A 12609-nucleotide genomic window follows, 5' to 3' on the forward strand; every position below is an offset into this window, starting at 1 on the left:
AGTATAATACAGCCGATTGACATGATGGGAGAATATTTATGGTTTTTTCGAGTTTAATATTTTTGTTTGTTTTTCTCACTGCAAACCTGATAGCATATTTTGCGGTGAGCCCTGAGAAACGCAATAATGTATTGCTGATATTTTCACTGGTGTTCTATGCCTGGGGAGGCCCGAGATATCTTCTGCTCCTGGCGGGAGAGACTCTGGTGAGCTGGCTGTTTGCCATTCGCATAGATGAGGCACGTGCCGGATATACCAAGAGATCTGAGAAGTTTTATCTTGTGTGTGACCTTGTGATAATGCTTGGCTGTCTTGCGATATTCAAGTATCTGGGATTTTTCCTCGGCAACATAAAGGCAGTGTTCGGCGTGCCGAAGACCGTGCCTGGAATAGCTCTCCCAATAGGAATCTCTTTCTATACATTCCAGCTCATATCATATGTGGTGGATGTGTACAGGAACGAAGTCAGACCACAGAGAGAATACTGGAAGCTCCTTCTGTATTCAAGTCTGTTCCATCAGTGTATAGCGGGACCTATCGTCAGATATGAGACCGTTGCTGATCAGATAGACAACAGGAAGATAACAGCGAACGACATATACATGGGACTGAGAAGATTTTCAGTCGGACTGGCAAAGAAGGCGATACTGGCCAATTCCTGTGCCAGCATAGCCGACACCCTGCTCCCGGCGGGAGTGGCGAGCCTCAAGGCTCAGACGACACTTGAAATGTGGCTTGGAATGATAGCGTATATGCTTCAGATATACCTTGATTTCTCAGCATACTCAGACATGGCCATCGGAATGGGAAGGATGGTAGGTTTCCACTATGATGAGAACTTTAACTACCCATATATGGCTACATCGGTAAATAATTTCTGGAGGAGATGGCACATATCACTCAGCTCATTCTTCAGGGATTACGTATATATACCGCTTGGCGGCAACAGATGCAGCACAGCGAAGTACATCCGCAACATGGCTATCGTGTGGTTTCTCACGGGAATGTGGCACGGAGCAAGCTGGAATTATATATTCTGGGGAATTTATTATCTGGGCTTCCTCCTTCTGGAGAAGTTTTATCTGGGCGGAAGATTCGGCCCTGTGGCATCCCGAATATATACGCTGCTCGTTATCCTGTTCGGATGGACCATATTCAGATTTGAGAGCCTTCGTGAGCTTGGAACAGTGCTTGCGGGAATGTTTGGAATAGGAACATCGGGATTTGCAAATATGGCACTTGGAACAATATTTGTGAAGAACATATTCTTCCTGATATTTGCATGTATTGCGTGTACGGATCTGGGCAAGAGACTCAGAAAATGGGCTATAGAAGTTGGAAAGGTCAACCCACTTGTATTCAACGTGTTCAATGTAACTGAGATGATAACACCGGTACTTATGCTCGTGATCTCAGTGCTGGCGCTTGTGGGTGCAAGCTATAATCCTTTCCTGTATTTCCAGTTTTAGTGGGTGATTTTTATGAAGAGAAGATATACCAGAAGTCAGAGACAACAATTAAAGAAATTCAGAACTCTGGGTGTTCTTATATTTGCCGCAGTCATGGCGATAGGAGCATTTATCGGTCTGCTGTTTTTTGTCAGACCTAAGAAATCCACGATGGAGAAGAGGACACTTGCAAAGTTTCCGTCATTCACTATAACGTCATTCCTCGACGGATCATACTTCGAGGACGTGTCACTGTGGTATTCTGACACATACCCTATGAGGGATAAGCTTGTGTCGGCTGACCAGAGCCTTAAGAAGCTGTACGGAATACAGCTCGGAACGCAGGTGGTTGGAGGAAATGCCAAGGGCGATGAGATACCTGAGGTGGACAAGAGTGCGGTGACCGCCACTCCTGATGATGCAGGCAAGGCGACAACTGAGAGTACCACGGAGGTTACGACAGAGGATCCTGAGATAGGACTTCCTGCGAGTCTGACATCGAAGAACAAGCAGGATGCGACAACTGAGAGCGGTTCGGTCCAGACGGTCGATCCACCAGATTCAAAGGCTATGGACAATGCGTTCCAGAAGCAGCTTCAGGACAACCTGTATGTGAAGGATGGTTCTGCGTACAGCCTGTACTATTTCGTTCAGGACTCCGCAACAGAATATATAGATGCTATCAACAATGCAGCGGCACAGCTCTCGGGCCAGACAAATGTGTACGATATTCTTGTGCCGAACAATTCAGGTGTCCTGCTATCGGATGACGAGCTGGATAAGCTTGGCGGTTCCGATCAGAAACAGGCGATAGAGTATTACTATGGCATGATGAATGGCGTGAAGACGGTCGATATATTTGACACGTTAAAGGCGCATAAGGATGAATATATATTCTTCAGGACAGATCACCACTGGACCGCGGATGGCGCGTACTATGCGTATGAGGATTTCTGCAAGACGAAGGGCATAACGGCCATTCCACGTGACAAGAGGAAGACGGATACCTTCAAGGGATTCCTCGGAAGCTTCTACAGCACCCTGCAGAACTCTGACATGAAGAATAATCCTGATACGATATACGCCTACGAACCGATAGGAACAAATGACATGACCTACTGGAACGAGGATGGCTCGGAGCAGAAGTGGAATGTCATAATGGATGTGAATGGATGGGATAAGGGAACCATGTATTCTACATTTGTGGGCGGTGACACGCCGATGGCAGTGATAGAAAACCCGAAGGTGACAGACGGTTCATCGTGTGTAGTAATGAAGGAGTCCTACGGAAATGCATTTATTCCATTTCTTGTGGATCACTACTCCAAAATATATATCATAGATTACAGATATTCACAGGTAAACATCCTTGACTTTGTGAAGAGCAAAAAGGTCAATGATTTTATCTGTATAAATAACATATCTCTCATAGGAGATAAAGATGTGGCGGCTACTATAAGCAGTCTGCTGCACTAGGGCATAATCGGAGGATTTGCAGACAGATGCCCGGAGATGGTCAACAGATATATGGAGATTGCTTCTGAAGGTACCAGAGGATTGTTCATGTTCTGCACCATAGATAATGACAAGGATGTGGATGTGTTCCAGGCGCTTGCAACTGTCGACAGACTTCTCTATCAGGAGAAGCGTGCAAAGAAGCTTCGCCGGATGGCTGAGTAAGACAGATATAAAAGACAAAATATATAAAGGCTTGAAAGAAGGAGAATGTATCATGGAGAGGTTAGGTTTCATAGGCATGGGTAATATGGCACAGGCACTCTGTGCAGGATTTGTGAATTCAGGGAAGATAGCGGCTGAGAGTGTATATGCATATGCACCACACTATGACAAGCTGGTGAAGAACTCAGAGAAGTATGGATTTACCCCGTGTAAGACACTTGCAGAGCTGGTGGATGCCGTGGATACGGTCATCATGGCATGCAAGCCTTATCAGATCAATGACGTTCTCGTTGAGATAGGAGAGAGACTTCACGGAAAGGCTCTTGTGTCGGTGGCAGCTGGCTGGGATTTTAAGAAGTACAGTGAGTATTTTGACAGTTCGGTGAGGGTGCAGTTTGTGATGCCGAATACTCCGGCAATGGTATATGAGGGAGTTATGCTCTTTGAGGCACAGAATTCCCTTGAGGAGGAAGAAAGGACACAGATCAAAGAGCTGTTCGCGGCTGTGGGAATTGTGGAGGAGCTTCTATCGAATCTCATGGGAATAGGAGGCGCAGTAACCGGCTGTGGTCCTGCATTTGTGGATCTGTTCATAGAGGGATATGCGGATGCAGCGGTTAAGTATGGTGTGCCTAGACAGACTGCGTACAGACTCATATCACAGATGATACTTGGTTCAGCAAAACTTCAGCTAGAGACAGGGGAGCATCCCGGCGTGTTGAAGGACAATGTATGTTCCCCTGCGGGAACAACCATCTGCGGTGTTGCATCCCTCGAGGAGTCAGGCCTCAGGAGTGCATGCATTAAGTCTATAGATGCGATCATGAATAAGTAATAACGGCAAAGCCCCTGTATGATTGAAATATCATACAGGGACTTTTTTATTTCTTGACTTTTTTATTTCTTGAATTTTGAGAGGATGCTTATAAGCTGCCTTATGTTCAGCGGCTTTGACAGGTGTTCGTTCATGCCCGCCAGACGGCATCTTTCGAGATCTTTAGCAAATGTGTTGGCGGTGATGGCGATGATAGGAATGTTCTGTGCATCCGGATGCTCGAGCTTTCTTATGGCGTAGGACGCCGAGATTCCATCCATCACAGGCATCTGAAGATCCATAAGGATGCCGTCGTAGGTTCCGGCAGCAGATGTGGAGAACATGGCAACGCACACGGAGCCGTCCTCAGCGCGCTCACAGGAAATACCATTCATACCCAGAAGTTCAGACACGACCTCATAGTTGAGTTCGTTATCCTCTGCCACCAGAAGGTGCATTCCTACACACAGGGATTCTGCGTCGCTGCTATCACCGGATTGTCCAGACCACAGATCATCCTTTATGATATAAGGGACGTCGATGCTTACCTCGATGATAGTTCCACCACCCGGATTGCTCTGTACTGTGATGGTACCCTGCATTAGATCCACAAGCTCCTTCACTATGGCGAGCCCCAGACCGCTTCCGCGCACTTTGCTGATCCTGGTGTCTGTCTCGCGGGAGAATTTGTTGAACATGCTCGCCTGATATTCAGGCTTTATTCCAATTCCCGTGTCGCTTATTCTGGCGACGAGACGTATCTTATCGGAGCCCGGTATATTCTCCTCATATAATTCAAACCCAACGTCGCCATGACCAGGTGTGAACTTGATGGAGTTAGACAGCAGGTTAGAGTAGATCTGTTTCAGCTTGAGTCCATCGGCCAGGATGTAGTCGTGATATATATCGTGACAGTTGAAGGTTATATTGAGTCCGTCGTTCATGAGAGCCTGATCGAAAACCATGTTCAGAGTATGACACAGCTCGGATACAGATGTTTCACAAGGCTTAAGCTGCTGTCTGCCGTTTTCCAGATTCGTTATGTCAAGGATGTTGCTGACGAGCTGTTCTATATAAGCCCCGGACGTCCTGAGCTTGCCCAGACAGTCGTCTATCTTGCTTGGATCGCCTAGTGATCGCTTTGCTATGTCGGCAAATCCCATTACGGCATTCAGAGGTGTTCTTATGTCGTGAGCCATCTTGGACAGAAACTCGGACTTTGCCTCGTTTGCCTTGTTGGCCTCCTCTGCCAGGAGCATCCAGCTCTGTTCACGTCTCTTTTGTTCGCTGATAAGCCTTGTTGCATACAGTATGTTGGTCACGTTGCCAAGAGCATCTCGCTTCTTCACAATAAATCTTGCCGAGTGCCAGTTGCCGTCGTTGGCGAGATAATCCATGGCTATGGTCTCGTCTGTGTGGAGACGTTCTGCGATGGTCGACAGATCAAAGAAATCAAGTATCTTGTCCTGATATTCGGGAACGACGAAGCGGTGACACAGCTCCTTCATCTTGGAGGAAGCTCTTCCCATGCGGCCTGTAAGTCTGTGTACCTTGTTATCGCTGGACACCTCCTCGTACATGTCCTGTGTAAGATCTATCCTGTATATTGAGAAGTAGATCTTGCTTATGGCGGATATGATCTCATTGTTCAGGTTAGCCTCGTCAAGTGCCTCCTGGAGCTGCCTCTTCGAATTTTGTTCAAAGCTCACAAGCTCGTCTATCTGCTTGAAGCCAATCAGCACCCTTGAAGATGAAGCCGCTGAAAAAGGGAATATCTCAGCCTCAAAGTTTTCCTGGCCCGCTGCGTTCGGAGTCACCCGGTATCTGTAAGAAAGCTTAGGGTGATCGGCAAGATAATTCTGTATATGCTCTGCGCTGAGGATTTCTGTGAAGTCCGGGGCAGATTCTTTGATGACATATTTTTCGTAATACTGTCCGATCAGCTCTGAGTAGCAGAATGTTTTCCCAGCTTTGATGTCGTGTATGTGGGCAGCATTTGCCGCTGGGTCAAGCTTTAAAGGCTCGAGAGAATCATTCTGAAGATCCACGCAGTAGACGGATATGTAGTCCGTGCACAGAACAGACATGAACGTCCTTTCGCGGTTCAGATCCGACAGGCTCTTTTCGAGAGAATTATTGCGCTGCTCAAGAAGCTCGGTCATTCTGAGAGTCTCCCTTACATTTCCGAGATGACCGCCCACAACCCCAAGCAGACTTATAAAGGATTCCGAACTATCTATGTGGGGATTGTCCACACCGATAAAGCCTTTGAGCTGGTCCTTATAGAAGATAGGAAATGCTATTTCAGAGTGGATATCCTGCATGACCAGAAGCTGATACTCGGAAGGCATGAGATCCTTCACATCCTCCACGTTATCTATGATCATACTGTCGCCGCGCTCAAATGCTTCCAGCCAGTAAGGCATGTCGGCGGAATCTACGGACTGAAGATTGTCAATCCATGGCTGCACATTGTCACCGCACCACTCATATGAGTTGCGGAATACGTTGTCAGTCTCATCCCAGTCAAAAATATAAACTCGTTCTGACGAAGTGCAACTTCCGATGATACGGAGCAGAGTCTGTATGGATGCTCGGAGTTCAAAACGGTTCTGGGCTCTGTCAATGGCAACCATCTGCTGTAGTATAACAAAATTATCCATAAAATACCCCCCCTTTAGGTGTGTAGATTTTTGATATATTAATACATAAAGCTCTGTTTTTAAGACAATTTTACCTATTTTGAGAGAAAAAATCCATATTAATGTCAATTAATTCCATAGACAATATTTGTTAAAGACAATAGAATTAATGCGGGTATTTACAAAGATTTTGCGTAATTATACAAAAGATCCAATATATGAAAAATACAAAAGCAGTTGCAAGTGAAAATACTACATTGAGGAGTGGATCAAATGAGAGAAAAAGTTTTGATTGTTGATGACATCGAACTGAACAGAGAGATTCTGGCGGTTGCGCTTGGCGATGAGTACGAGGTACTGCAGGCATCAGATGGTGTACAGACGATAGAGATCCTGAAAACGGATAGCGAGGGGATAACTGCTATGCTGCTGGATCTCATCATGCCGAATGTGGATGGATACGCTGTACTGGATTATATGAGAGAGCATGGTCTGCTGGAGAGGATACCGGTTATCGTCATAAGTGCTGAATCCGCAAGGGATGTTGAGGTGAAATGTCTTGAGATGGGTGTTACGGATTTCATAAGAAAGCCATTTGACAGTGTTACGGTCAGGAGAAGAGTCAAGAACACAGCCGAGCTGTTCATGTACAAGAATCATCTGGAGGATAAAGTCAGACTGCAGACAAGAGAGCTGGAGGAGAAGAACAAACTGTTTCAGGCTCAGGCAGAGCAGATACGTGAGACCAATGAGAAGATAGTGGATGTTTTAGGCACGGTTGTTGAATACAGAAATCTTGAGAGCGGTGAGCATATCAAGAGGGTAAAGGAATTTACCAATATACTTGCAGAGAAGGCTGCGGAGAAATATCCGGAGTACGGCCTTCCACCGGAGAAGATAGCTGTAATAGTTGCAGCCAGTCCACTTCATGACATAGGCAAGATAGCCATTAAGGACAGTGTGCTCCTGAAGCCGGGCAGGCTTACAGATGAAGAGTTTGAATATATGAAGACCCACACGACAAAGGGCTGTGAGATACTTACACAGATTGCAGGCACGTGGAGTGAGGAATACGAGAAGATCAGCTATGAGATATGCCGTCATCATCATGAGAGATATGATGGAAAGGGCTATCCTGACGGACTGGCCGGTGAGGATATACCGATATCGGCACAGCTTGTGTCCATAGCGGATGTGTATGACGCTCTTGTGAGTGATCGCGTGTACAAGAAAGCGATAGAGAAGGGCAAGGCATATCAGATGATACTTGATGGAGAGTGTGGAACATTTTCACCGAGACTTATAGAGTGCTTCAAGGAGTCCAGACAGGAATTTGAAGAGCTTGTGTGCAGATATGAGATGAAGAAGGAGAACCAGATATGAACATCAGAGAGTGTTATGATACAATAGGAGCAGATTTTGAGGATGTACTTGGCAGACTTGGCAGTGAGAGCCTTATACAGAGATTCGCACTTAAGTTTATAGATGATGGAAGCTACAATGAACTGACAGAGGCTCTTGCGGAGAAGAATGCTGAGAAGGCATTCAGGGCAGCACATACACTGAAGGGGATATGCCTGAACCTTGGACTTAAGAATCTGTATACAGTGAGCTCGGATCTGACAGAGAAGCTCAGGGGGAGAGAGCTTGATGGATATGAGGCTTTGTATGAGAAGGTCAGTGAGCAGTATAAGATAACTGTAAATGCTCTTAAGAGTGTTGAATAGATCATTGTAGTGTGAGAAAATAGAAGAGATTTATGAGATGAAGAAGAGGACTATTGCCAGAATGATGGCAGCTGTTATGGCCGTGAGTATGCTTGCTGGTTGTGGTGATTCAGACGGCGATACAGCGAAGAAGGTGAACCTTGATCCAGATCATCCGGTATCACTGAAGATATGGCATTACTACAATGGAACCCAGCAGGCGATATTTGACGATCTGGTTGATGAGTTCAATGCTACCAAGGGCAAGGATGAATGGACATCTGTCCAAGCCGGTGAACATAGGAAAGTTTGAGGAAATGCTCTACGAGGTATGGAGCAGTCATAACAGAGAATTCAGCGTATTGCGCTAAGGGGGGGATAAATATGACACAGCACTTGCAGACGATGATGTGTGAATACACCATACTGATAATCATGCTCTATATAGGTGTGAGATGTCTTAATCAAAGAAATAATAAGATCATAAGATCGTTTTCTCATTTTGTATTCGGAGTAATTGCTTTCCAGATAATAAATATACCTGTAAGAATGGTTGACGCAGGACTGGTGCGTATGCCGGCCACGGTGGTTTTTGTGTTGAATTGCGGATTCATGATCGCAGAGACATTTGTGACATATGAATGGTTTTATTTTTTCGAGAGCATACAGAATTCATTATTTGTGGAAAAAAAGATAATACGGGCATTGCGCAGTATTCCGCTTGTTCTGATGATTGTGCTGTGTGTGGTCTCGTGGTGGACAGGCTGGCTTTTCTACGTGGATGATACGGGCATGTATCGCAGAGGAGCATTGTTCGCACTTCAGGTGGTACTTCCATATACCTATGTATTTGTGACACTCGTCAGTGCGATAGTATATTCCATTACCAGAAGAGAGAAAAGATCTGCCGTCATCATAACTATAGCACTCATACCTGCGCTTATATGTTCAGTGTTGCAGATTGTTGCGGGTGGTTCTTATGTTCTGGCTGGACTGACGCTTTCGGCGATGTTCGTGTATATAGAGCTCTGCATGGAGGATATCAGAAAGGTTGAGAAGCTTGAGGTTATCGAGAAGGCCAACCACGAGCTGGAGAATGCCCTGGATATGGCGAATAAGGCTAACAACGCTAAGACGGTGTTCCTCAACTCCATGTCTCATGATATAAGAACCCCTATGAACGCGATAATAGGCTTCACAGACCTTCTGAATGACAACCTGTCCGACCAGGACAAGGCGCGCGATTATATAGCCAAGATCAGATCATCAAGTGATTATCTGCTGTCCCTTATCAACAATGTATTGGAGATGGCAAGGATAGAGAGCGGCAAGACAGAACTGGACGAGAGTAGTATATCACTTAAAAGTCTTGATTCGGTGTACTGGCTGTTTGAAAGTCAGATGAAGGAGAAGAACATAGACTTTACATGGAATGTGAATGTGAAGCATAACAATGTTCTATGTGATGTAGTGAAGATAAAAGAGATACTCATGAACATCATCAACAACGCATATAAGTATTCTCTTCCAGGAGACAGCGTTGCGGTGAAGATCGATGAGCTTCCATGCGACAGGGATGGTTATGTGAGGATACGCACAGTGGTCAGTGACACGGGAATTGGAATGTCGGAGGATTTCCTGGAGCATATATTTGAGGATTTCAGCAGGGAACAGACATCCACGGAGAGCGGACAGTTTGGAACAGGACTTGGCATGGCTATAGTTAAGAAGATAGTCGACCTTATGGGGGGAGATATAGATGTGCAGAGTGAACCGGGAAAGGGTACGACATTTACTGTTACACTTGAGCATCGTATATCCCAGAATGTTGAGGATGCTGGTTCGGTAGAGAAGCGCAACGAGGATTATTCATTTGAGGGCAGAAGGATAATCCTGGCGGAGGATAACGATCTGAACGCTGAGATAACAATGACGATACTTGCCGGTGCGGGCATGGAGGTCGACAGAGCCGCAGACGGAATCCAGTGTATAGACATGCTGGAGAAAGCGGAGCCGGGATACTACGATCTCATCCTCATGGATATACAGATGCCGAACATGGATGGTTACAAGGCAACCATGATCATACGAAAGCTGGACGACAGACGCCTGGCGGATATACCTATAATCGCTATGACTGCAAATGCGTTCAACGAAGACCGTAAGAAAGCCTTTGAGGTGGGCATGAACGGATACATAGCCAAGCCGATAAGCGCAGAGGATCTAAAGATGACGCTGGCTGGGATCGTGGAAGAATAATTTTGATGATTTTCCACATAATAACTCCAAAGCAATTATTTAACATGCAATGGAGGGTTAATACTGTTTATGAAGGCGACAGGAATAGTGAGAAGGATAGACGATCTCGGAAGGATAGTCGTTCCGAAGGAGATAAGAAAGGTTCTCAGGATAAGAGAGGGGGACCCGTTGGAGATATTTACCGGCAAGGAGGGCGAGATAGTTCTCAAGAAGTATTCGCCCATGGCTGATCTGACTGCATTTGCACAGCAGTATGTGGAGGCAATATCCCAGAGCCTTGGACTGCCGGTTGCCATCACGGACCGGGATTCAGTCATAGCGGTGGCGGGAATGCCGAAGAAGGAGCTGATGGGCAAGGAGCTTCACAGTGAGCTTGAGAGCGTGATAAACGACAGGAAAGCGATAGTTGCCCGCAAAGGCGATGCGAAGTTCATACACATAACCACAGACGACCTGGATTACGATGGACAGGTGGTGCAGACCATTATATCAGAGGGCGATGCAGTGGGCTCTGTCATCGTGATAGTGCGTGACAGCGGACACAGAATAGGTGAGATAGAGCAAAAAGCAGCGGTGATCGCGGCGGCATTTCTGGGCAAACAGATGGAAGGGTAGCCGGTAATGCAAGAATTTGGCAAAAAGTGAGTAAAATCAAGGGGTTTCGGCCTCGAAATCCCTTATTTTCCTTGACAAATATAACCATTTTAGGTATAACTATACATGTTGAGCTCAGAGTTTTCTGCTTTTGCGGGTAGCAGGCGGATGACAGAGAGCATTTATTTTTTAAAGGAGGAATTATCTAATGAATAAGACAGAATTAGTTGCAGCAATCGCTGAGAAGACAGAATTATCAAAGAAGGACGCTGAGGCAGCATTAAAGGCTTTCACAGACGTTGTAGCAGATGAGTTAAAGAAAGGTGAGAAGATTCAGTTAGTTGGATTTGGTACATTCGAGGTATCAGAGAGACCAGCTAGAGAGGGTAGAAACCCAAGAACTGGCGAGACAATGACAATCGCTGCTTCAAAGGCACCTAAGTTCAAGGCTGGAAAGGCATTAAAGGATTCAATCAACTAATCTTTAAGGGTTTGATATGAGACTTGATAAATACCTTAAGGTATCCAGAATCATCAAGAGAAGAACCGTGGCGAACGAGGCATGCGATGCCGGAAGAGTCATGGTCAACGACAAAGTGGCTAAGGCCGGAACCGATGTCAAGGTTGGAGATGTTATCGAGATAGAATTTGGCAACAAGACGGTGAAGGTCAGAGTTACAATGATTGCAGATTCCACTAAAAAGGAAGATGCCAAGGATATGTTTGAGTATGTGTAAAAATATGCCGGAATATACATAGTGTATTCCGGCATATTTTTTTTGTGGGCTCATATAGTTTATTAAATAGCTTGAGAAGGTTTCTGAACATGGGGGAAGTTAATAAGGCAAAAACCCACAAGGTGGTCATGGACAACAGGAACAGTCTGTCCATGACAGGGATCAGCAAGGTCACATCCATAGATCCTGATCTGGTTCTGCTGGTGACCGAGCAGGGGAAACTCAAGATAATAGGCAAGAATATGCAGGCGACAAATCTGGACCTTGACAAGGGAATACTGGATCTCACAGGAAATATCAACTCCATGATATATTCGGGTGACAAGGAAGGTGCTTTTTCTATAAAGGGGTTGTTCAAGTGATGAGCGATATGGCGGCAGGGCAGCTCTGGGGATATGGGATATGTGTTGCAGCCGGAGCGTGCTCAGGTGTACTGGGATCGCTGTTCTGGTTCATCTCAAAGCTCTTTAGGAACAGCCGCACGGTGGCGTGGATATGCGATATTACACTTTGGTTGATATTAAGTGTAGTAGTTATGGCGGTCAGTTACATATGCTGTGACGGAGATCTGAGATTATATATTTTTTTAGGATTTTTTTCAAGCTTTTTACTTGTATTTTTTACTATAAATTGGGTTGCTTCGAAAATTGCAAACCATATATTGTGTAAGAAAAAACAAGACTCAAAAAATGTGAAAATGTGACGGCAAAAAGTGCGTTGACATAATTA

General features: G+C 45.5%; 14 protein-coding genes. 13 read left to right on the forward strand and 1 reads right to left on the reverse strand.

What is annotated here, in order from left to right; translation table 11 throughout:
• Nucleotides 1-38 precede the first annotated feature (38 nt).
• Genes ARA78_RS05775 through proC form a run of 4 tightly spaced genes read left to right on the forward strand, consistent with a single transcriptional unit; the run spans nt 39 to nt 3963 of the window.
• Nucleotides 39-1469 (forward strand): MBOAT family O-acyltransferase, encoded by a 1431-nt coding sequence (locus ARA78_RS05775; RefSeq protein ID WP_055280179.1) that lies wholly within the window; start codon nt 39-41, stop codon nt 1467-1469.
• 12 nt (nt 1470-1481) lie between these two features.
• Complete coding sequence (locus ARA78_RS05780; RefSeq protein ID WP_055272150.1) at nt 1482-2924, forward strand: DHHW family protein; 1443 nt, start codon at nt 1482-1484, stop codon at nt 2922-2924.
• Nucleotides 2925-2960: 36 nt separating this feature from the next.
• Nucleotides 2961-3128: a hypothetical protein gene (locus ARA78_RS13855; RefSeq protein WP_156329404.1), complete on the forward strand. Its 168-nt coding sequence runs from the start codon at nt 2961-2963 to the stop codon at nt 3126-3128.
• A 52-nt stretch (nt 3129-3180) separates the two neighbouring features.
• On the forward strand, nt 3181-3963 hold the full coding sequence (gene proC, locus ARA78_RS05785; RefSeq protein ID WP_055280182.1) for a pyrroline-5-carboxylate reductase: 783 nt from the start codon (nt 3181-3183) through the stop codon (nt 3961-3963).
• Between the two features lie 62 nt (nt 3964-4025).
• Here the strand turns inward: proC and ARA78_RS05790 are convergent, their stop codons facing one another.
• Nucleotides 4026-6605, reverse strand: a complete 2580-nt coding sequence (locus ARA78_RS05790) for an ATP-binding protein (RefSeq protein ID WP_055280184.1) — start codon at nt 6603-6605, stop codon at nt 4026-4028.
• Nucleotides 6606-6857: 252 nt separating this feature from the next.
• Here ARA78_RS05790 and ARA78_RS05795 point away from each other — a divergent pair, with 252 nt between their 5' ends.
• The 9 genes from ARA78_RS05795 to yabQ all read left to right on the forward strand — a co-directional run bounded on the left by ARA78_RS05795 (nt 6858) and on the right by yabQ (nt 12583).
• Nucleotides 6858-7967 carry an HD domain-containing phosphohydrolase gene (locus ARA78_RS05795; protein WP_055280186.1) on the forward strand — a complete coding sequence of 370 codons (1110 nt, stop codon included), beginning with the start codon at nt 6858-6860 and terminating at the stop codon, nt 7965-7967.
• On the forward strand, nt 7964-8311 hold the full coding sequence (locus tag ARA78_RS05800) for an Hpt domain-containing protein (RefSeq protein ID WP_022217002.1): 348 nt from the start codon (nt 7964-7966) through the stop codon (nt 8309-8311). Before ARA78_RS05795 ends, ARA78_RS05800 begins: the two co-directional genes overlap by 4 nt.
• Nucleotides 8312-8348: 37 nt before the next feature.
• Nucleotides 8349-8603, forward strand: a complete 255-nt coding sequence (locus ARA78_RS05805; protein WP_055280188.1) for a hypothetical protein — start codon at nt 8349-8351, stop codon at nt 8601-8603.
• A gap of 71 nt (nt 8604-8674) precedes the next feature.
• Nucleotides 8675-10549 carry a hybrid sensor histidine kinase/response regulator gene (locus tag ARA78_RS05810; protein WP_055280190.1) on the forward strand — a complete coding sequence of 625 codons (1875 nt, stop codon included), beginning with the start codon at nt 8675-8677 and terminating at the stop codon, nt 10547-10549.
• A 69-nt stretch (nt 10550-10618) separates the two neighbouring features.
• On the forward strand, nt 10619-11164 hold the full coding sequence (gene spoVT / locus ARA78_RS05815; protein WP_015534608.1) for a stage V sporulation protein T: 546 nt from the start codon (nt 10619-10621) through the stop codon (nt 11162-11164).
• A 187-nt stretch (nt 11165-11351) separates the two neighbouring features.
• A complete protein-coding gene (locus tag ARA78_RS05820; protein WP_015534609.1) occupies nt 11352-11624 on the forward strand; it encodes an HU family DNA-binding protein in 273 nt (90 codons plus the stop codon).
• A 16-nt stretch (nt 11625-11640) separates the two neighbouring features.
• Nucleotides 11641-11880 carry an RNA-binding S4 domain-containing protein gene (locus ARA78_RS05825; protein ID WP_015534610.1) on the forward strand — a complete coding sequence of 80 codons (240 nt, stop codon included), beginning with the start codon at nt 11641-11643 and terminating at the stop codon, nt 11878-11880.
• Between the two features lie 89 nt (nt 11881-11969).
• Nucleotides 11970-12242, forward strand: a complete 273-nt coding sequence (locus ARA78_RS05830) for a YabP/YqfC family sporulation protein (protein ID WP_055272159.1) — start codon at nt 11970-11972, stop codon at nt 12240-12242.
• Between the two features lie 8 nt (nt 12243-12250).
• A complete protein-coding gene (gene yabQ, locus ARA78_RS14540) occupies nt 12251-12583 on the forward strand; it encodes a spore cortex biosynthesis protein YabQ (RefSeq protein ID WP_242849680.1) in 333 nt (110 codons plus the stop codon).
• Nucleotides 12584-12609: the final 26 nt, after the last annotated feature.

Source organism: Coprococcus eutactus (assembly GCF_001404675.1).
Lineage (GTDB): Bacteria > Bacillota > Clostridia > Lachnospirales > Lachnospiraceae > Coprococcus > Coprococcus aceti.